The organism is Streptosporangium sp. NPDC050148 (assembly GCF_055586505.1).
Genome location: NZ_JBVJIA010000006.1, coordinates 166,217 through 187,468, shown reverse-complemented (window position 1 = coordinate 187,468; position 21,252 = coordinate 166,217). Strand labels below are relative to the sequence as shown.

Here is a 21,252-nt window from a genome sequence, read left to right as displayed (position 1 = left end):
CATGAGTTACAAGGCGAAGTTCCGCGTCTGGCGAGGCGAGGGCGGGGAGGGCAAGCTCGAGGACTTCACGGTCGAGGTGAACGAGGGCGAGGTCGTCCTCGACATCATCCACCGGCTCCAGGCCACCCAGGCTCCCGACCTCGCCGTCCGGTGGAACTGCAAGGCCGGCAAGTGCGGCTCCTGCTCGATGGAGATCAACGGCAAGCCGAAGCTCGGCTGCATGACCCGGATGTCCACCTTCACCGAGGACGAGACGATCACCGTCACGCCCATGCGGACGTTCCCGGTGATCAAGGACCTGGTCACGGACGTGTCGTTCAACTACCAGAAGGCCAGGGAGATCCCGTCCTTCACCCCTCCGTCCGACGTGAAGCCGGGCGAGTACCGCATGCAGCAGATCGACGTCGAGCGGTCCCAGGAGTTCCGCAAGTGCATCGAGTGCTTCATGTGCAACAACGTCTGTCACGTCATCCGTGACCACGAGGAGAACAAGCCCGGCTTCGCCGGTCCGCGCTTCCTGATGCGGATCGCCGAGCTGGACATGCACCCCTACGACGTGGCCGACCGCAAGGACTCCGCCCAGGAGGACCACGGCCTGGGCTACTGCAACATCACCAAGTGCTGCACCGAGGTCTGCCCCGAGCACATCAAGATCACCGACAACGCGCTCATCCCCATGAAGGAGCGCGTCGTCGACCGCAGGTACGACCCGCTGGTGTGGCTGGGCAACAAGATCTTCAGGCGTCCGAACTCGAAGTCCTGACCCACCCCTCGCGCAACGGCGCCGCCACGGGACCTCCCGGGCGGCGCCGTCGCGTTTCCGCCCTCAGTCCCGCCACAGCCTGCGGGTCTGTTCCCGCATGACGTCGTTTGCGCGGACGGCGAAGTCGTGGATGACCGCCAGCTCCGCGTCGCTGTAGCGCCCGGCGAGCTCGGCGTAGGCCCGGTTGACGTCCGCCAGGATCTCCTGCAACGCGCGGTAGGGGCCCTCGCGTACCAGCTCGACCAGGACGCGGCGCCGGTCCGCGGCGTCCCGCTCGCGGCGCACGTAGCCCGCCTTCTGCAGCCGGTCCACGACCGCGGTGATGGCGCCGCCGCGCGTCAGCCCGATCCGCAGGGCGAGGTCGTGGGGCGTCAGGGGCCCTTCCTTGTCGAGGAGGGCCAGGCAGTTGAAGTCGGTCACGTTGATCCCGGCCCGCCCGGCGATGCCGACGTGGAACAGCGCCGCCCGCATGGCCGTCAGGCGCCCCTGGTCGGACACGGCCATGATCATCTCCGTGCGGCTCCCCGGCTCCGTTGACACGTCGGCCCCCTCTTCCTATTCTCTCTAAAACAGAGAGGCTCTAAATACGAGAGTCTCTATTTTGGTTCAAGAACACTAGTCGATCCCCCCGGAAGAGGCCATGCCCGTATCCGCTCCCCCGACCGGCCCGCCCCTGTCCCGGCGACGCTGGATCGCCCTCGGCGTCGTGCTGAGCGCCGCCTTCATGGACAACGTCGACGCGACCATCCTCGGCATCGCGCTGCCCCGCATCCAGCGCGACCTCGGCGCCGGCCACACCGCCGCGCAGTGGAGCCTGGCCGGGTACGCCCTGGCGTTCGCCCTGCTGCTGATCACCGGTGGACGGCTCGGTGACATCTTCGGCCGCAGGCGCCTCTTCCTGATCGGCGTCGCCGGGTTCACCGCCGCCTCCGTCGCGTGCGGCGCCGCCATGACGCCGGAGGCCCTCGTCGCCGGTCGCCTGGCACAGGGCGCGATGGCCGCGCTGATGGTGCCCCAGGTCATGTCGGTCATCGTCACCATGTTCGCCCCCGCCGAGCGGACCCTGGCGTTCTCGCTGCTGGGCGCCGTCCTCAGCGCGGGCAGCGTCAGCGCCCCGCTGCTGGGCGGGCTGCTGACCGAGTACGACGTGCTGGGCACCGGCTGGCGCGCGATCTTCTACGTGAACGTGCCCGTCGGGATCCTCGCCTTCTGCGCGGCGCTGCGGTTCATGCCCGAGACCCGCTCCGACCGGCCGCTGCGGCTGGACCTGACCGGGGTGGCCCTGGTCACGCTGGCCACGCTGGGGATCATGTACCCCCTCGTGCAGGGACCGGCCGAGGGCCTGCCCGCCTGGACGTTCGCCGTGACGGCCGGGGGCGTCGCGGTCCTGGGGCTGTTCGTCGTCCAGCAGCGGCGGCGCCACCGCCGGGACGGCTCCGCGCTCGTACCGCCCACGCTGTTCCGGCGGAGATCCTTCACGGCCGGGGTGGTCGTGGTGCTGCTGGTCTTCTCCGGCGTGACGTCGTTCTTCCTGGTGCTGACCTACCAGCTCCAGTCCGGCCTGGGGTGGACGCCGCTGCGCACGGCGCTGGTGACGCTGGCCTGGCCCGTCGGCATCACCGCCACCACCCATCTCGCGCTGCGCCACGGCGCGGCCCACGGCCGCCGCCTCATCGGCGCGGGCGCGCTCACCATGGCCGCGGGCACCCTCGTCATGATCGCCTGTGTACGGGTCCTGGGAGCGGGCCTGGCCTGGCCGCACGTCGCCGCCGCCGAACTGGTCGTCGGCCTCGGGATGGGACTGTGCGTGCCGATCCTCACCGGCGTGGTGCTCGGCGACGTCCCCGCCGACGACGCCGGTGCCGGCTCCGGTGTCGTCAACACCGGTATCCAGTTCGGCACCGCCGCCGGGATCACGGTCGTCGGGGCCGTCTTCTTCGCCCTGGTGACCGCGGGAACCGGTGACCTCGCGGACCGGTTCGGCGCGGCGACCGCGACGGCCCTGTGGTGCAACGTCGGCGTCTTCGTCCTGGCCGCGCTGCTGAGCCCCCTGCTCCCCGCCCCGTCCACGGCCGAGCCGTAGACCGTGCCGGACGACCGGCCCGTTCGGGGGCGCGGGAGTTCCATGAGGCGACCACCCGGGCTCGGACTCAGGTTCGGCCTGGGCTCGGGAGAACGGGCTGAACCGGGCTCGGACCCGGGTTCGGCCCGGACTCGGCTCGGGCTCAGGAGGAGCGGCGGAAGAGGCCGCGCTTCTTCTTGCCGGGCTCCGCGCCGCCCTCGCCCGTGCCGGGCTCCGCGCCGGTCTGACCCTGGGTCGGGTAGGCCGCCGTCCGGGTCGGCTCGGCCGCGGGCCGCTCGCCTCCGGCCGGCCGGTCCCCGGGAGCACCCGGGCCTGCGCCCAGGACCTCGGGAGCACCGAACGTGCTCCCGGTGGGGTCCTTCGGCTCAGGACCGAGGGGCCGGACGTCGTCGCGCGGGCCGCTCTGGAAGCGCGGGCCGTCGAAGTCGCTGCCGCCGCGGGGCGGCTCCTGCGGGAACGGCGCCCCCGGGTACTCGGCCACGGCTCCCGGCGGGAAGCCCTTCTCGTCGGCCTCGGGCCTGGGAGCCGTGGTCTCCCGGGGCTCCCTGAAGGCGACCGTCGAGCCGTCGTGGCCGAGCGGCCCGATCGGGCCCACCGGACCCGCCGGGCCGGGGACGGGCCGCCCGTACGGATCGACGTGTCCACCGGGCTGCTCGTAGCCGGGCCCCGGCATGTAGGCCGTGGTCTGCTCGTACCCGCGGGGGTACTGCTCGGGGGCGTAGCCCTCCGGGTAGGCCGGGCCGTACATCTGCATGGGGACGAGGCTGATGATCGGCGCGTACGCCGTGCCGGACTGGTAGTGGGCGGGGACGAACGCCGACCCGGCCTGATACATCATCGGGTCCACCGGCTCCCCGCGGGGACCCGCCATGCGGGGACCGGCCCGGCGGACCGCGGCGGCATGGGCCAGGCGGCGCAGCCTGCCCTCGAAGATGAGGACGGCGAACAGCACCAGCAGCACCAGGATCAGCGCCGGGATGCCGAGCTGGCGGCTCAGCGTGGCCCCGTCGAACTCCGAGCCCGCGTTGCGGATCTCGTACACCGAGCCGGAGGCCCCGTCGTCGAACGTGGCGGTCTCGGTCGGCGCGGCGGACGGGAGCGGGGTGGTCGGCGGGGTCTCGTTCGGGGGGAACTGGACGTCCGGCTCCTGTGTCGGCTGAGTGGCCGGGGCGGTGTCCGTCGGCATCGTGGGCGGCGGAACGACCGGGGCCGTCTCCTGCGCGGGAGGCTGGGTCGCCGGAGCGGTGTTCTGCGGGGGCGCCGCCGGTGCCGTGGTCTTCGGCGCCTTCGGCACCTTCGTCGACTTGGGCGGGACGGTCACCGTGGTGGTCACGGTCTTCTGCGGCTCGGCGGGATCCTGGGGCGGGTCCTCCGGCGGCGGGTCCTGGGTGACCGTGACGGTGACGATCGGCTGGGGCTCCTCGCAGGGCGCGGCCGGGTCCACGTCACACCCGGGGATCTGCGACGGGTCGGCGACCAGCGCCCTGACCGTCGTCGCACCGGCCGCCGGAGAACCGGCGAGCGGTGCCACACCGAGCAGGACGACACCGCTGAGTCCCAAGGACATCACAACGGCGGAGACAGCTGCTCTACGCCGCACTCGCGTCACCGGTGTCCTCCACGCAATCAACCATGAACACGTCAAGGAAATACTAGTCGGGCAAAAGTAACAGTAAACCGTGTTTTACAAAACGGAACGGGACCGACGACGTTGCTGGATCCGCCTCTGCAGCCAGAGTAGGCCCAGCAGCGACGCCACCGCCAGCGCGACCACCGGCAGACCGCCCATCCCTGTCAGCAACGGACCCGACTCCGCCATCGGCCGGGCCTGTCCGGCCGGGGCGTCCAGGTCCTGCGGGAGGGGTGCGCCCTGCGGCGCGGAGGCCTGTACGGAGCCCTGCGCGCCGGCGGGGAAGGGACCCGCGGGCGGCAGCCGGAGCTGGGAGCCGTTCGCGGTACCGGGCATCTGGAGCGTCCCCGCCATCCCCATGGAGAACGGCGGCATCTGTCCCTGGGGGCCCTGAGGGGGCATGCCCGGCACATGCGCACCCGGCATCTGCGTCCCGCCCTGCTGACCCGCCCCGCCCTGACCGAAGCCGGGCTGGCCGACACCGGGCTGACCGACACCGGGCTGGACCATCGTCAGGTGGCCCGGTCCCATCGGGCCGCTCATGGCCCCGCCCGCGGGTCCACCCACGGGTCCGCCCGCCTGGTGGTTCGCCGCTCCCCGCTTCGGCCCGTCCGCCCGCCGGCCGGGTGCGACGACCGGCCCCTGCGGAATCGCCCCGATCTGCCCGATCATGTTCTGCGGCATGCCGGGGCCCGTCGCCCCCTGGCCGGGGAAGAGCGGGCGCCCGACGGGCTGCCGGCCCGCGCCCGGGTACTGACCGACGGCCGGATACTGGCCGATGTTCGGTTGCTGGCCGATGTTCGGGTGCTGACCGACCGCTGGCCCGGCCTGTGCCCGGCGCGTCCCGGCCCGGCCTGCCGCCTTCTTGGCGCCTTCCTGCCGCCCGGCCCCTGTCGCACCGGGTACGGATCCGTCCGTGCCCTGACGGCCCGCTCCGGCCCGGCCGGTCGTCCCCTGCCCGGCCTCACGGCCGGTGACCCCGCCACCCGCCTCGGGGCTCAGGGCCGCCTGGTCCATGCCGCCCTGGGGGGCGGGGGCGACCGGTGCCGCCGCCTGCCTCCCGACGGACGGGGCCGTGGGAACACCGGTCGTTCCCTGCGCACCGGGCCCGCCGGTGACCGTCCCGGACGTCCCGGGGGCTCCGGCGACGGCCGCTCCCGGTCCGCCGGGAGCGATCCCGGTCGTACCCGCTCCAGAGGGCTGCCCCAGGGTGGTCCCCGTCGCGCCAGGTCCGGAGGGCTGTCCGAGCACGCCGGGCCTGCCGGAGATCATGCCGAGCGCACCGGAGGGCACGCCACCCGGTGCGTGCGCCGCGCCGTGCGAACCGTGCTGCGTCTGTGCCGCACCACCCGGAACGACGGTGCCCACGGAGGGCCGTGCACCCATCGTGTCCGGGCCGGCGTTCCCCGCACCCGGTACCGGGTTCACCGGGATCGTCCCGGTGGCGGGGGTGCCCGTCGCGGGGATGCCCGTTCCCGCGGGGGTGCCGCCGACGGCGCCGAGGTTCGTCCCCGCGCCGGGGTTCGTCCCTATGCCGGGGTTCGTCCCCGTGCCGGGGTTCGTCCCCGTGCCGGAACTCGTCCCCTGGTCGGGGTTCGTCCCCTGGCCGGGCGCCTGTCCTGCGCCCCCCGTCCCGGCCACCGGACCACGCGCGATGATCGCGGGCCGTTCCCCCAGGGCGTCGAGCATGGCCACCAGGGTGCGCTGGTCGGCCTCACCCGGCTTCACCACCATCACGTCCCACCGGGGCGTGGCGACCTGTCCTGCCGGCTGAGGGGGCTCGGGAACCGAACCCACCCCACCGGGCGTGCCGACACCGGGCCTGGAGGCATCCGGCGTACCGACGCCGGGCCTGGCGACACCGGGCGTGCCGGTTCCGGACGCGCCCGTGCCGGGCCTGGCGACAGCGGGACCGCCCGTACCGGGGGTACCGTCGACACCGGGCCTGGCGGCGTCGGGCGTGCCGGTTCCGGACGCGCCCGTGCCGGGCCTGGCGGCATTCGACGTACCGGCGCCGGGACCGCCCATCCCGGGTGTACCCGCACCGGATCCGGCGACGCCGGGCGTGCCTGCAGCGGCACCGCCCGTAGCGGGGGCACCGCCCGTAGCGGGGGCACCGGCACCGGGCCTGGCGGCACCTGGCATACCTGCACCGGGCGTACCGGTGCCCGCGTCCGCGCGTCCTGGTTGCGGGGTGGTGTTCGCCCCCTGGTTCGCCCCCTGGGCGGAGGCGGCCCCGGTTCCGGGAGCACCGCCCTGACCCCCCTGGGTTCCGGGAGCCGCCTGCGCGGGCGTCCCCGGCGTTCCCTGCGTCCCCGGCGTTCCCTGCGTTCCCGGTGCCGTCGGCGTACCGGAGGTGCCGGGGGTCGTGCCGTCGGCGGGTCCGGACATGACCAGCCGGAGCTCTCCCACCGGGCGGGAGACGTCGACCCTGCTGGGCTCTCCCGCGCCCTGTCCCCGCGGTTGTCCCTGGCCCGCCTGGACCGCCCCCGCCTGCGTCATCGGACGCCTGATGACGCCCCGCGCCTGCTGCGTCACCATCGTGCCGTCGGCCGCGCGCATCCGGGCCACCGCGGTCAGGATCATGTCCCGCGCGTGCACGGGCACGCTGAGCAGGACGTCGACCGAGCCGCCCCTGGCGGGCAGGTCACCGACCCGGCACACCGCCATCCCCCTGGGAAGCGAGGCCGGCGACTCGGTCCTCATCGGGCACAGCACGCCCCTGAGCACCCAGTGCGGAGCCGTCGCGACCGCCAGCCGGACGCCGGTGCCCGGCCCTTCGAGCCGGATCCGGAAGGAGACCAGCTCGTTGCTGCGATTCGCCTCCGACCCGGTGAGGGAGTCGACGGCCGCGGCCAGGTCGAAGGGCGGCCGGACCGGGTCGTCTCCCTGGACGGCGTACGCACCCGTGGCACCGCCGAGGACGAGCACCCCCGCTCCCACTGCTGACATGATCCGAATACCACGACACCAACCGGTCACCGTATATCTCCGTTCCCCCGAGTGCGGGCGCGCGACATCGCCACGTCCAGTAGCAGTTATGTCACGTCACGGAGTCGATCAATCCTTATTGAACCGATCTTGCCCATCGTTGAGGCGACCTTGTACCGCGCGGACGATGGGCAGGTCCGCCGGGAGCCAGGCGACGTCGTCGAGTTCGTCCGCGCCCAGCCAGCGCAGGTCCAGGTGCTCCCTGGCCTCCGGCCTGCCCTGGGCGATGACCGCGAGCCAGACCCGCAGGACGTAGCCACCGGCCAGCGCCCAGTCCCCGCCGACCCGCTCGCCCACCTCGATCAGGACGCCCAGTTCCTCCTGGCACTCCCTGACCAGGGCCGCGTGCTCGCTCTCACCGGGATCGACCTTCCCTCCCGGAAGTTCCCAGCCCCCTGCCAGCTCGGGAGGGTCCGCGCGCTGGGCGGCGAGCAGTCTCCCCGCGCCGTCGACGATGGCGGCGCCCACAACGACTTTTTCCATGGGGCCCGATTCTGTCAGCCCTGCTCCTTCAATCTCAGTTGCTCGAGAATCTGGGGGTTTTGCAGCGGCCGGGTGTATCCCACGATTCCGGTGCGGTCCCGGTAGGTGGTGACCTTGATCGGCCCGCACAGCCGGCATCTCGCCTCGACCATCTTCCCCGGCGAGACCACCATGCCCACGTGTCCGGGACGGTCCGGGCCGGTGCCGGGGCCGGAGTTGAAGAAGACGAGGTCGCCCGCCTGTTCCTCGCCCGCGGGCACCCGCACCCCGAACGGCCACTGCCCGAACGTGGTGCGCGGGATGGTCAGGCCGACGCTCCGGTAGGCCATGTAGATGATGCCGGAGCAGTCGTACCCCGCGGGTCCGGTGCCGCCCCAGATGTAGGGCTTGCCCCGCTGGGCCATGGCGTACTCGAGGATCGCGGCCACCGTGTCGGACGGCGCGGCCTCCAGCAGGGGCTCGTCGCAGCTCTCGTCGGCCTCCGGCGGCGTGGTGACCTCGCCGTCCTTGGCGTACTTCCCGGCGATCTCCATGACCTGGTCGACGTACCACCAGGCCCGGTTGTAGACGAACAGCGCGCGGCGCACGTCCTCCGGCGCGCCGTTCCGCTTCAGCATCTTCGCGGCGCCTAGGATGGCGTCCGCCGGGTTGTACACGTCGGCCCAGCCGTCTCCGTCGCCGTCGGAGGCGTAGCCGTTGAACGTGGACGGGATCTTGATCTTCGCCTTGCCGCCCCAGGTGCTGATGAGGAACTGCATCGGCCCGGCGGCACCGGCGTAGTTGACGCCGCTCTGCACGCCGGGGAGCTTGGAGCGCCCGTGGTCGGTCTCGCGCTTGCCGACCCCGGCGAGCACGTTCCACTGGACGCCGATCTCCTCACCGTGCTCACGGTAGAGCTTCAGGTACTTCTCGGGGATGTCCGAGGTGGCCGTCTCCGACTCCTCGCCCACGGTCCGCGCGCCCGGTTCGCAGGCGGCCTGGGCCTCCGGGCCGCTGACGGACGGGAACGAGGGGAAACCACTGATCATCATCATCGGCGCCATGATGAGCGTGATCATGCAGATTGCGGCGACGCCGAGGATCAGCCCGAGACGAAGGTGCCTGTTCTGTCTCATCGGCTCCCGCCGCTCATCCGACCCCGCCGTTCATGGTCCCGCGGTTCATGGTCCCGCGGTTCATCCGCCCTCGCCGCTCGTCCGGGCCCGCCGTTCACCGGCCTCGCCGTTCATCCGGCCTCGCCGGTCTGACCGGTCTCGAGGGGCTGGTCGTCTCCCTCCTGGCCGGAGTCGGCCGGCTGGAGGTCGTGGACCCGCCATTCCGCACCGGCCTGGATGAGCGTGACGGCGTACTCCGCGGTCCGCCGGCTGCTCCCGCTCTTGGCCGTGACGTTCTGGGTGCCGACGACCACGAACACCACCGAGGCGCTGTCGATCTGCCGGATCTCCTTCACCCGCGCCGTCCCGACCGAGACGATCTCGTCGGCCTTGTTCGCCTCGATCGTGCCCGGTGAGGTCACGGTCCGCAGCAGCACGCCCGAGAACTCGGCCGTGGTGTAGCCCTTGAGGCGGTCGCCGTAGACCGCCGGGTCCTCGTCGTGGCCGAAGGTGCCGTACTCGGCGGTGAAACGCCGCGCGTAGTCCGCGGCGGCGGCCAGCTCCTGCCTGGTCATGGGCAGGTAGGAGTAGACGTCGAACGGGGCGTCGCTGGCCGTCGCGGCCGGGCGCGCCGGCTCGGCGTCGCCCTGCCCCTCCGTCCCGGCCACGCCGCGGGTGGCACCGGCCGGGTCCGGCCGGCCCCCCGGTCCCGCGCCGGGGTCGGACCCCATGGTCAGGTAGACGCCCACCGCGGCGAGCAGCGCGACCAGCACCGCGAAGACGACTCCCCGCCGGTTGCCCAGCTCGGTCATGGTCAGTCCCTGCCTCAGTCCCTGCCGGGCTTCGACGGGCGGAGCCAGAACGGCGGCGCCGCCTCACCGGACTCCCCGTTGCGCTCCGACCGCCTGGTGATCCACAGCGGGGGCGCCTCGGAGGACCTGCCCCCGGAACCGGAGCTCCGCGAGCCGCCCGAGGAACTGCGCGGGCCGCCGGAGCCCGCGGGACCGCCGCCGCTCCTGCCGCCACCGCCGCCTCCACCGCCGCCGAAGATGCTCCCGCCCGGCGACCCGCCCCGCGAGGAGGACCCGGAGGAGCCGCCCCGCGAGGAACCGGACGAGGACCCGCCCGAGGACCCGGAGGAGCCGCGGGAGGAGCCGCCGAAGATGCTCCCGCCCTGCCTGCCACCGCCCGTGGAACCCGAGGAGGGCGCCGGGGGCCTGCCCGCCGGGGGTGCCGAGGGCCTGACCGACGGGGAACCGGACGACCTGCCCGTGGAGGAGGGCCCGCCGGAGGAACGACCGGCCGGGGCGGACCCGGAGCCGCCCTGCGGCGCCCAGCCGCCGGAACGGCCGCCGAACCAGCCCCCGGAGTTCCGCGCCGAGGAGCCGCCGGACCTGGCCGGGGGCGTGCCGCCTCCCGTACCCGTGCCGGAGAGGTTGAGCGGTGGTGCGGCGCCGGGGCGTGCCGTGGTGACCGGGCGGCCCGTGCCCCTGCGACGGCCGGCCGCCTGGGCGTCGGTGTCGAGCGGGGCCGGTTGCGCGCCGGCCGGGACCCGGGTGCCCGACGGGGTGGCCGGTGTGGCACCGCCCTCCTCGCCGCGGACCCTGCCCTGGGCGACCGCGGCCGCCGCCGCGCCGACCGAGGCCCCGCTCGCCATCGCGGCCGCCTGCAGCATCGGTTCCGCCTTGCGCATGCCCCACCGTCCGACCCTGGCCGCCGCCACCGGCGGCAGCGCGGACGCGGCCCGCTGCAGGGTCGGCGCGGTGGCCGCGTCGCCCAGCATCCGGGTGGTGAGGGTGTGCCCGTCCATGGAGGCGAACAGGTGCTGGAACGGCCGCCGGTAGAAGAACACCGCGATCGTCAGGATCGCCATGAACATGACCTGGAGGCCCCACGGCATCGCCGTGGAGATGATCAGCGCGTAGCCGTACACGAGCACGCCCAGGACCAGGGCCAGCACCGCCTGTCTGAGCAGGGTGCCGATCAGCATCTCCACCCAGCGCATGGCGATGATCCGCCCCGATCCCGGATGGACGCCGATCAGCAGGAAGACCGGGGCGAGGATCAGCAGCAACAGGAACCCGACCTTGAGCACCAGCAGCGAGACCGCCACCAGGAAGATCAGCAACCCGGCGACCACCGCGGCCATGAAGGCGCCGATCGCGACCCCCAGCCGGTTCGTCCAGTCCTTGCCCTGGAAGAGCGGGAAGACGGGCGCGTTCTGCAGCTTGTCGGCGATCTCCGTCTCGTACCGTTCCTGGTGGGAGCCGGCCTCGGGCATCTCGGCGCTCTTGATCTCGGCCGCGTCGATCGTCTGGATCTCCAGCAGCCTGGCGCCGAACAGCTTGATGATCGGGGCGTCGGCGTCGGCCGTGCCGAACTGTCCCATCAGCCACGGCTTGCAGACCAGGGTGGACCAGAGCGCGTCGGCGTTCTGCTCGACACCGGGCACGCCGCTCTGGCCGTACCCGCCGCCCTGGGCCTGCGGGGCGGCCTCTCCCGGCCGCGGCAGGCAGGACGTCCCACCGGCCCCGGGCAGCCCGGAGAAGGCCGAGTTGATCACCTCTCCGGTCTTGTCGGTGACGACCTTCCCGACCCCGGTCAGGTCGCCGGGACGGCTGAAGAACCAGACCGCCACGGTGACCGCGAGGACCATCCAGATGACGCCCTCGGCGGTGGTGGTGGCGCGCTTGCGGATCAGCCCGTACCAGGCCAGCCAGATGGCGCCGAGGATGACGATCGGCCGCAGGTACGGCCAGTACATGGCGTCGGCGAGCCGGATCACGATGTCGTCGACGACGTTCTTGATCGCTTCCAGCGGGCCCTCGGTGGCCGCCGCCTGGTAGGTCGTGATGGTCAGCCGGTCCAGCGCCTTGGCCCACAGGAAGACCGTGTTGGCCATGGCGTTGCCCATCACCGCCGCGATGTCGTCGCAGCCGAGCAGGTGGGTGTGCCAGAACTGGCCGCTCATGCCGTAGGTCGCGTAGTTGCTCTGCGTGCCGGGGGCCTGCGCCGGCAGGGTGCCCGGCGCGGGGTCGGCGACCGGCGGTTTGATCAGCCCGTCCACGCCGCCCGCGACGATGTCCGGCGACAGGTCCGGGGACATGTCGCAGGGCGCCGCCGCCACGGCCGTGGACGTGTCCGAGGGCAGGACCAGCGGCAGGGCCAGGAAGGCGGCCAGCATCACCAGCCCGACGGCGATCCGCCTGCCGAGCCGTCCCCTCCGGACGCGGCCCTCGCCGCCGCGCCGCAGGAACCGCCCGCGAGATCCGCCTGATTTGCCGGGGACGCGCCTCGTCCGTGAGCCGGGCCCGCGGGTGGAGCCCTGCCCGCCCGGGTCCCGCCCGCGCGTGCTTGTGATTCCCCTGAGGGAGCCTTTCATGACCGCACCTCCAGCGCCGCAGCCCCCGGACCGTCGACTCTGCCGCCCCCAGGAAGATCATGCACTTTCTCGTCGGGTCTGTCTCGGGTGGGATTCGTGTCCAGCCAGCGCAGCAGCTCGTCCGAGACCAGGTCCACCCCGATACGGCCCGCCCGGCCGTCCAGGTCCCGGAAGACGCACTCGCCGTTGCCGAGCGAGCGGAGCACGGCCTTGTGCTCCTCGGACGGCTCGACCCCGAGCAGCGCCATCACGTGCTCCACCTCGACCCGTTCGGTGGAGCGGAACGCGAACACCGACGACAGGCAGTTCGTCACCTGCTCGCTCAGCAGGTCGCCGGCGTTCTGGGAGACCAGGACCAGCGCCGTGTTCCGGGAGCGGCCCATCCTGCTGACCTCGGGCACCAGCTTGGCGCCCTCGGGCGTGGAGGTGATCGCCCACGCCTCGTCCAGGAAGATCGCCTTGGGCGACCGGCGGTCCAGGCCGTTCATCAGGCCCCGCGCGAACTGCGCGACGAGGTAGAGCAGCGCCACCGACAGGCGCTGCTCGTAGGAGTAGTCGTCGCGGCCGGTGGAGGCGTCGGGCAGCGTCAGGCCGCCCAGGGTGAAGACCGTGGTCCAGCCCTCGGTGTCGATCTGGTCGCCACCGGAGGGGTCGAAGCAGAGCCGGGCCAGATGCATGTCCGACATGGAGCGCAGCACCGCGCCCAGGTTCTTGGAGGCGGCGTCGTCGGTCCGCTCCAGGAAGTCGACGACCTTGCCCAGCGAGGGGTCGTCGGCGTTGGAGACCGCCGCGACCGCCTGGATCATCGCCGACTCGCGCTCCTCCGACATGCGCGGCAGCAGCAGGCGGAGGGTCTCGGTGGCCATCGTCTTCTTGGCCGCGAGGTCGTCGCCGAACGAGAACGGGTCGAGCAGGCCCGGCGCCGCCGAGCCGAGCGGGATGATCCGCGCCTTCCTGCCGCGCTGCTGCAGCAGCCGTACCAGGGAGTCGGCGTCGCCCTTGGGGTCGATGACCGCGACCGTCACCCCGCGCAGCGCCATCTGGTAGATCATCAGCAGTGCCAGCGTGGTCTTGCCGCCGCCGGGCTCGCCGGTGATGGCGATGGCCGTCGGCCGGTTGCGCGTCGCCGCCACCAGCGGGTCGAAGTGCACGATGCTGCGGGCCCGCCCCAGGGTCTCCCCGATGTACGGGCCCATCCAGCCCGAACCGTTCTCGTCGGTCCGGTCGCCCAGGTCGACGGTGGCGGTGGCCATGCCGCCCGCGATCGTGCGCAACGGCTGCCGCTGCGCGTAGGCGTTGACCCGGACCTTCTCGCCCGGCAGCGTCTCGCAGAACAGCGAGAACTGGTCGCCGGTGGAGTTGACGATGTCGATGCCCATGTCGCGGTAGTGCTCCACGACCGCCTCGACCCGCTGCACGCAGATCTCCTCGGTCGGGGCCGACACGATCAGGCGGTGCCAGCCGTAGACGAACGGCAGGCGCTCCTTGGTGATGCCGTGCTCCAGCATCCGGGCCGCGTCGATCTGCTCGGCCAGCGCCAGCGGTGCCTCCGCCCCGGCCTCCCGGATGTGGATGTCCATGTCGCGGGCGTGCGCGAGCTGGCGCGCCACGTCCTTGCTGGCCTTGACCGGCGGGATCAGCCGCATCCTGGAGCTGATCTCCACCGGGAAGGGGAGCTGGTCGGCGAAGTGCATCCAGGGCTCGCCGTCGGGGAACGGCATCAGGTCGGGGAACCGGGCGAAGGACATGTGCGCCACGTACGAGTCGCCGTGCGGCTGCTCGATCCTCAGCAGCGCCCTGCCGTTGTGGATCTGCCCCTCGACCAGGGACTCGATCTCCCCCTGCCCCCACCTGCGCTTGGGGCTCGCCGAGGCGGGCGGATCCCCCAGGGAGCCGGTCGTGGCGTGCTGGAAGAGCCAGGCGAGCTCGACGGAGGTGGCGTGCCTGGCGTACAGGGAGCTGGCCGCGAGCGCCCTGCCCAGCCGCTCGGCCTGCTCGGACCACTTGGCGATCTCCGCCTTGGGGACGTGGTCGTCCTCGATGCCCAGGACCTTCTCGCTGCGCTGGTAGAAGCCGAAGAGCTGGGAGAGCACCCCGGCCCCGAGCTGGCGCCCGCGCTGGCCGAGCCGCACGCCGAGGTAGACCTCCTTGGTCCAGAAGTCCTTGGCCCAGACGTGCCGGTACATGTCCTCCAGGTAGTCGCGCCAGCCCGGTCCCTCGTCGGAGGTGGCGTTCAGCGCCATCGCCCACTCGGCGGCCGGGTAGGTGCGGTGCGCCACCCGCAGGTGGACCTCGGCGTCGGGCATCCGGATCGCGGCCAGCGCGATCGTGATGTTCGTGGCCAGCGCCTCCCGCTCCTCCGGGGTGATGAACTCGTAACTGACGGTGGGAAGCCTGAAGTAGGCCCAGACCGACGAGTCGGTCAGCAGGATCCGGTCGTCGAAGTACCGGACGGCGAGGCGGCTGCGCGCCCGGGAGGCGCGGCTCACCGTCCCTCCCCCGCCGACCGTCCGGCCGTGCCCGCACCGCTCGCGGCCGTACCCGGACGGCCCTCGGCCGGGCCGCCCGCCCTGCGCCGGCACGGCCCGCTCACCCGCGTCCGGTCCAGCCCGTTCACCACATCTCCTCGTGCCCGGGGGATCACTGGGCTATTTCCTCCTCGCTGGGTCGGCTCGACTGCACCGTTCCGAAGCCCGCCACCACGACGCCGGCCAGGGCCAGGTAGGCCCGGCGGCCCGGCGCCCTCAGGTGGGACGGTTCCACCCGGTCGTCCCTGCCGGGGGCCAGCGCGTCCTCCCAGGGGATCCGGACGATCGCCCGGCACCTGCCCCGCGCGACCGCCTCGGCGTGCTCCACGTCCTCCATGCTGCGGCGGCTCACCCCGTTGACCACCATGACGGCCCGCTGGCGGAGGTCGGCGCAGCCGTGCCCGTCGAGCCACTCGTAGGTCATGGCCACCGCGTCCGGCCCGTCCTCGCTGGCCGGGACGACGAGGACGAGCTGGTCGGCGTAGGGCAGGACGCGGGCGGCCAGGGCCGCCGCCGGGTCCACGACGATCATCTTGTAGTACCGGTCGAGCATGTCCATCGTCTGGCCGAGGCGTCGGTCGGAGAAGAGCGTGCGGTCGGCCAGGCGCTTCTCGGCGTCGGCGTCGCTGTCCCCGGCGACGACCTCCAGCCCCGAGGCGCAGCGGCTGGTGTAGGCACGCATCCCCAGGTAGCCCTGGACGCCGTCGAGCCCGGCGAGCAGGGAGCTCAGCGTCTCGGGCGACTCCCCCTGGATCCTGCCGGACAGCGCGTGCGAGCCGGTGCTGGCGTCGACCGCGAGGATCCGGTCCTCCCGGTAGCGGGCCAGCGTGTGACCGAGCATGAGCGCGGTCGTGGTCTGCCCGGCGCCGCCGGTGCATCCCAGCACCACCACCCGGCGCGCGCCGCTGAAGACCGCCCTGGCCCGCGCCTCGTCGATCTCCGAGCCGTCCGTACGGCCACCGCCGCCGGGTCCGATCACCACCTGGGCCAGGCGTCGCCAGCCACCGGAGGAGTCCCGGCCGACCACCGACTCCACCCTGCGGACCCTGGTCTCGGCCTCGCCGTACGAGGAGGCGGGCACGGGAGGCGCGGGGGTCACCGGATCGGCCTTGGCCGCCCCGGTGGGGACGGCACGGATCGACATCCCGGCGCCCGGCCGGGCACCGCTCGGGTCGGCCGGACCCGTCTGCGCGCCCGCGAGCCGCTCGGGAGGCCAGGCCCGCGCGGAGCCCGCGGAGCCCGCGGAGCCTGGAGTGCCCGGGGTGCCCGAGGTGCCCGGGTGGCCGATGGGGGCGGGACGGCCCCTGCGGTGCCGGCGTCGCGCGCTCTCCTCTGCGTCCATCGCGTCCACGGTGTTCTTGGTATCCGTGGTGTCCGCGGGGTCGGCCGCGCTCGCCGCGCCGGTCGCGTGCGTCCTGCCGGTCGTGTTCGTCTCGTCGGTCGTGTTCGTCTCGTCGGTGGGGAGCCCGGTCGCCTCCGCGGTCCGCCACCCGGCCGGGGCCGGGCCGACGAACCTCGGCACGAAGGGCGCGACGGCCGGGTCGGCAGGGTCGCGCACGGGATCGGAGACGGCGGGCCGCTCGGGTGTCCCGGCCGGCTCGGGCCGTTCAGGACGCTCGGACCGCTTCGGTGTGCCGGTCTGCTCGGACCCCTTGGGTCGCTTCGGTGTGCCGGTCGGCTCGGGTCGCTCGGGTCGCTCGGGTCGCTCGGGTCGCTCGGCGGGAGCGGTCGGCACGGCGGGCGGAACGGCGGCGGACGGGACGGGCGTGGACGGGATCGACACGGGCGGGATCGACGCGGGCGGATCGGTCAGGGGCGGCACCGGAGCCGCCGGCGGGACCTGCGGGGCCGCCGCGGCGCGCTGGGCGTCGGCGGAGGCGGCCAGCCTGCGCAGGCGGCGCAGCGCCTCGGTGCCGATGGGGGCGGACGGAGCCGATGAGGCCTCGGACGCCACCGGCCCCCCGGCGGCCACCGGCGCCTCGGACGGCGACGGCCTCCCGGACGCCCCCGGCGTCTCGGAGGACACCGGGGACGCGGGGGCGACCGGGAACGGGGACGCGGAGGACGGCGAGGACGGCGAGGACGCGGAGACCCGCCCCCCGGCCCTCGTGGAACCCTTCGTCCCCCCGGCCGTCCCGGAGCCCTCGGCGACTCCGGAGTCCTCGGCCTCCCTGGCGTTGCCCGTGCCCTTCGTCCTGTCTTCCGGCTTCGTGCCCTTCGCCTCGACGGTCCTGCCGAAGCCCCTCCCGGCCCGGCCGGCACCCGTCGCCTCGACGGTGTCGCCCGGGGCGGCGATGTCGTTCCCGGCGGACGCGGTCACGTCCGGGGCGCGCTCCTCCTCACCGGTCCGCTTCACGGACGACGAGAAGGACGAGGAGGACGATCCCGCACGACCGGAACCCGCCCGGCCCACACCTTCGGGACGCGTACCCGACACGACGGGTCCCCCGGCCGACCCCGCGGCCGATCCCCCGGCCGGTTCCGCCGCGGAGACGGGCAGCGGAGGCATCGGTGGCATCGGTGGCATCGACGGCACGGTGACCGGCATCGCGACCGGAAGCACGGCCGGCGCCGTCTCGACGGCCGTGGCCTGGCCGAGTGCCGGGGCGACCCCCTGGCGCTGGGCGCGGCTCTGGCTCCAGGTGATCCGCTCGCGGGCGACCGGGGCGGTGGCCGCCGCCGCGGCCGCGGCGGCCACGGCCGGACGCACCTCGCGGGCCGCGGCGCGCTTGGCCTGTGCCTGGCGGACCTTGCGGGACGCCTTGACCTTGACCGATCCGTACTGCGGCGAGGCACGCCAGACCCGGCCGTTCAGCGCGACCTCGGCGGGCTCGGAGACGGGTGCCATCCGGCACCAGGTACGCGGCTCGCCCACGTAGCGCAGCTGCGACTGGAGCAGCTCGGTGAGCCTCTTGCTCTCGATCACCGGCCGGGTGGAGAGCCAGGTGACGATGCCGGGCGGCACCAGGTAGATGACGTGCCAGGGAGCCGCGAAGGGGAGACCGAGCAGGTAGAGCAGGAGCGACCACGGGGCCAGCACTCCCACGAACCCACCGATCCAGACGATCGGGAGCGGCATCGGCAGCCGTAGGTCGTACAGCTTGTAGAGCCGCTTCTCGATCCTCCAGATATTGGTGTACGTGGGCAGATCCACGTGATCCTCCTCTCCGCCTCTCCTTGTGTGACCGTTCGGGCGCGGTCTCAACCCCCCGAGATGCCCAGCGCGCCCGCGATCGCCTTGGCCGTCACCTCGATGATGTTCGGCACGTAGAAGATCACTCCGATGGCGATCGCCAGGATGATGAACTGGACGAACCTGGTGATCTCACGGGTGAAGAGGAAGAAGAGGGCCACCACCGAGACGATGACCAGGAAGAGGGGGGCGAAGAAGCTGCGGAGGAAGTCGGCGAGGCCCTCGGTGTTGACGCCTGCGGGAGGAGCTGTGGGCTGAGCGAGCTCCACGACGCTCAGCAACATGGTCTTGAGAATCACTTCTTGTCCTCCGTACTCACGATCGCGCCCGCCGGGTGATGACGGGCCCGCGGCGCGTACGCGCCGGGGCCCGGACCGGTGGATCGTCGATCAGGGGGGGTCTGCTCACCATGGACCGGCACCATTCGATCATGAGTCATCCCGCCACGGATCGGTACGCGCCGCGGATGTCCTTGACGAACCATTTGTCGCCCTGCTTGACCATGGTGAGCAGGTACGCCTGTTCGAGCTTGCCTCCCATTTGGCCGGGGTCCGCGGGCTCCGGCTCGTCGGACGTCGTCGTCTTCGCCGGGACGCCCCACGAGACCGTCGCGGTCACCTGGCGGGTGCTGCCCGCGGGGAGAGGCACCGAGAGGTCCTTGAGCTGCAGGAAGGTCAGGGCTCCGGAGAAACCCTCCAGGGTGGTGCCTGCGTCGGCGTAGAGCCGCAGGGAGGCGGTGTCGCTCGCCGCGTACGCCTTGAAGAAGCCCTCCAGCGAGGGGCGCAGTTCCTGTTCGGCGGCGCGGTCGCGGTCGGGCGCGGGCTTGGGCGGCAGGTCGGCCGCGCCGGGCGCGGGCAGGATGCCCGGCCGTCCCGCGACGACGAACCTCTTGGCCGACCGGTCGTGGTAGATGGGCACCGACAGCAGCTGGCGGCGGTCCTCGGACTGGTAGGCGACGGTGACGACGGCGTTCTCGGCGTCGACGACCTCGATCCCGTACGGTTGCACCGCTCCAGCGCTCATCCGGCCGAGACCGTCCCAGCCGAACTGCGACTCGACGCCCTCGGGCAGGTAGGGGGCCAGCCTGGACTCCCGCTCCTCCAGGCGTGCCCCGTCGAAGTTCAGGTAGACCTCGGCGAACTGGGCCGCGAAGGCCGAGCCCTGGACGGTGGGGAAGCCCTCCCCCGCGACGGGGGCCGTGCCGGTGGGGGCGTTCGGCTGGGTGAAGCGCTCGAAGGGGGCGCGCACCCCGTTCACCACGATGACGATGATCAGTGCCCAGAGCACGGCGCGGCCGGCCCAGACCAGCCAGCGGCCTCCGCCGCCGGACCAGCGGTTGCGGGGCGTGCCCCTGCGGCGTGCCGGAACACGGTCGAGGTCGGGATCGTCGGGAAAATCCGGGTATGCCGACAGCTCGGGGTCGCCAGCGATCCGGGGATCACGCTGGACCGTCGACCTTCGAGCCATCACGCCTCCGCTCGCGTCACTTCCGGCCGGTGCGGTGTCGTATTGCCGCCGATCCCGTTGGCCAGGGTGACGCACTTACTCTAGCCGCCCCGCCGATTCTTCCAGGAAAGCCACGCCTATGCTGCAGGCATCGTGATGACTGAGCAAACCGGGTCTGGAACCCCGGCGAGGCCGCCGATGCCGCAGATGCCCGACCGAATGTGTATTACCCCTGGCCAGGGCGCGGGTCGATTACCCAAACGCCACCCATTGCTAACTGGACGGTTCGCGGACTGTCGCGACCTGCGCATTTAACGCGAAATACGTCACCCAGTGTCACAAACGACAAAAACCCTGTTCCAGGGGGCCGAGTCGTGCGCGGGCCCCCGGGACCGAAACGGCCCGGCCCGGCTCGCGTGGAGCCGGACCGGGCCGGAGCGTGTTCTCGGTCCTCGCCGGACGCGGGACCCTCGCCGGACAAGGATCTTCGCCGGACGCGGGATCTTCGCCGGACGTCGGACCTTCGCCGGACGTCGAACCTTCGTCAGACGTTGAAGCGGAACTCCACCACGTCGCCGTCGCGCATGACGTAGTCCTTGCCCTCGATCCGGGCCTTGCCGGCCTGGCGGGCTGCGGCGATGGAGCCGGCCTCGACCAGCTCGTCGTAGGAGACGATCTCGGCCTTGATGAAGCCCCGCTGGAAGTCGGTGTGGATGACCCCGGCGGCCTCGGGAGCGGTGGCGCCCTTGCGGATCGTCCAGGCCCGGGTCTCCTTGGGACCGGCGGTCAGGTAGGTCTGCAGGCCCAGGGTCTCGAAGCCCACCCTGGCCAGCTGGGTCAGGCCCGACTCCTGCTGCCCGACGGACTGCAGCAGCTCCAGCGCCTCCTCCTCGTCGAGCTCGACGAGCTCGGACTCGATCTTGGCGTCCAGGAAGACGGCCTCGGCCGGGGCGACCAGCTCCGACAGCCTGGCGCGGAGCGCGTCGTCCACCAGTTCGTCGGCGTCGAGGTTGAAGACGTACAGGAACGGCTTGGCGGTCAGCAGGTGCAGCTCGCGCAGGTCCGCGGGGTCGATCCCGGCGCCCTTGGCCCCGGCGTACAGGGTGGTGCCGCCGTCGAGGAGCTTGAAGGCCGCCTCGGCCGCGTCCAGCGCGGACTTGCGGTCCTTGTTGGTCCTGGACTCCTTCTGCAGGCGGGGGATCGCCTTCTCCAGCGTCTGCAGGTCCGCGAGGATCAGCTCGGTGTTGATCGTCTCGATGTCGCGTCCGGGAGAGACCCCGCCGTCCACATGGGTCACGTCCGGGTCGTCGAAGACCCGGATGACCTGGCAGATCGCGTCGGTGTCGCGGATGTTGGCGAGGAACTGGTTGCCCCGTCCCTGCCCTTCCGAGGCGCCGCGGACCAGCCCGGCGATGTCGACGAACTCGACCTTCGCCGGCAGGATCTTCGCCGACCCGAAGATCTCGGCCAGCTTCTCAAGACGCGGGTCGGGGACGCCGACGATGCCCACGTTGGGTTCGATGGTGGCGAACGGATAGTTCGCCGCCAGGGCGTTGGCGGTCTTCGTCAGCGCGTTGAAAAGCGTTGACTTGCCGACGTTGGGCAATCCGACGATGCCGATGCTCAGGCTCACGTGAGCCGAGTTTACGCGGAATGACC

General features: G+C 72.7%; 14 protein-coding genes. 2 read left to right on the top strand and 12 right to left on the bottom strand.

Annotated elements, in window-relative coordinates; genetic code table 11:
• Position 1 precedes the first annotated feature (1 nt).
• The gene (locus tag ACZ6RT_RS08665; protein ID WP_399187988.1) at positions 2-763 is read left to right on the top strand and encodes a succinate dehydrogenase/fumarate reductase iron-sulfur subunit; all 762 of its coding nucleotides are present in this window, start codon (positions 2-4) and stop codon (positions 761-763) included.
• A 63-nt stretch (positions 764-826) separates the two neighbouring features.
• Here ACZ6RT_RS08665 and ACZ6RT_RS08660 read toward each other — a convergent pair whose 3' ends face one another.
• Complete coding sequence (locus ACZ6RT_RS08660; protein WP_470152681.1) at positions 827-1,267, bottom strand: MarR family transcriptional regulator; 441 nt, start codon at positions 1,265-1,267, stop codon at positions 827-829.
• Between the two features lie 136 nt (positions 1,268-1,403).
• On the opposite strand from ACZ6RT_RS08660, the gene ACZ6RT_RS08655 reads away from it, so the two are divergent.
• Positions 1,404-2,846, top strand: coding sequence for an MFS transporter (locus ACZ6RT_RS08655; protein ID WP_470152680.1), 1,443 nt, complete (start codon positions 1,404-1,406; stop codon positions 2,844-2,846).
• A 142-nt stretch (positions 2,847-2,988) separates the two neighbouring features.
• Here ACZ6RT_RS08655 and ACZ6RT_RS08650 read toward each other — a convergent pair whose 3' ends face one another.
• From ACZ6RT_RS08650 to ychF, 11 genes are all read right to left on the bottom strand, one after another.
• Positions 2,989-4,413 (bottom strand): hypothetical protein, encoded by a 1,425-nt coding sequence (locus ACZ6RT_RS08650; protein WP_470152679.1) that lies wholly within the window; start codon positions 4,411-4,413, stop codon positions 2,989-2,991.
• A gap of 117 nt (positions 4,414-4,530) precedes the next feature.
• On the bottom strand, positions 4,531-7,428 hold the full coding sequence (locus tag ACZ6RT_RS08645) for a DNA polymerase III subunit gamma/tau domain-containing protein (protein WP_470152678.1): 2,898 nt from the start codon (positions 7,426-7,428) through the stop codon (positions 4,531-4,533).
• 108 nt (positions 7,429-7,536) lie between these two features.
• Positions 7,537-7,950, bottom strand: coding sequence for a (deoxy)nucleoside triphosphate pyrophosphohydrolase (locus ACZ6RT_RS08640; protein ID WP_399187998.1), 414 nt, complete (start codon positions 7,948-7,950; stop codon positions 7,537-7,539).
• A gap of 14 nt (positions 7,951-7,964) precedes the next feature.
• Complete coding sequence (locus ACZ6RT_RS08635; RefSeq protein WP_399188000.1) at positions 7,965-9,065, bottom strand: C40 family peptidase; 1,101 nt, start codon at positions 9,063-9,065, stop codon at positions 7,965-7,967.
• A 110-nt stretch (positions 9,066-9,175) separates the two neighbouring features.
• Positions 9,176-9,856 (bottom strand): hypothetical protein, encoded by a 681-nt coding sequence (locus ACZ6RT_RS08630; protein WP_399188002.1) that lies wholly within the window; start codon positions 9,854-9,856, stop codon positions 9,176-9,178.
• A gap of 14 nt (positions 9,857-9,870) precedes the next feature.
• Positions 9,871-12,228, bottom strand: coding sequence for a type IV secretion system protein (locus tag ACZ6RT_RS08625; RefSeq protein WP_470152748.1), 2,358 nt, complete (start codon positions 12,226-12,228; stop codon positions 9,871-9,873).
• Positions 12,229-12,422: 194 nt separating this feature from the next.
• Positions 12,423-14,915 (bottom strand): ATP-binding protein, encoded by a 2,493-nt coding sequence (locus ACZ6RT_RS08620; protein ID WP_470152677.1) that lies wholly within the window; start codon positions 14,913-14,915, stop codon positions 12,423-12,425.
• A 151-nt stretch (positions 14,916-15,066) separates the two neighbouring features.
• A complete protein-coding gene (locus ACZ6RT_RS08615; protein ID WP_470152676.1) occupies positions 15,067-18,108 on the bottom strand; it encodes a TcpE family conjugal transfer membrane protein in 3,042 nt (1,013 codons plus the stop codon).
• A 47-nt stretch (positions 18,109-18,155) separates the two neighbouring features.
• Entirely contained in the window at positions 18,156-18,431 is a 276-nt protein-coding gene (locus ACZ6RT_RS08610) for a hypothetical protein (RefSeq protein ID WP_399188352.1), read from the bottom strand.
• A 151-nt stretch (positions 18,432-18,582) separates the two neighbouring features.
• Positions 18,583-19,614: a conjugal transfer protein gene (locus ACZ6RT_RS08605; RefSeq protein ID WP_399188010.1), complete on the bottom strand. Its 1,032-nt coding sequence runs from the start codon at positions 19,612-19,614 to the stop codon at positions 18,583-18,585.
• 523 nt (positions 19,615-20,137) lie between these two features.
• Positions 20,138-21,226, bottom strand: a complete 1,089-nt coding sequence (gene ychF, locus ACZ6RT_RS08600; protein WP_470152675.1) for a redox-regulated ATPase YchF — start codon at positions 21,224-21,226, stop codon at positions 20,138-20,140.
• Positions 21,227-21,252 lie beyond the last annotated feature (26 nt).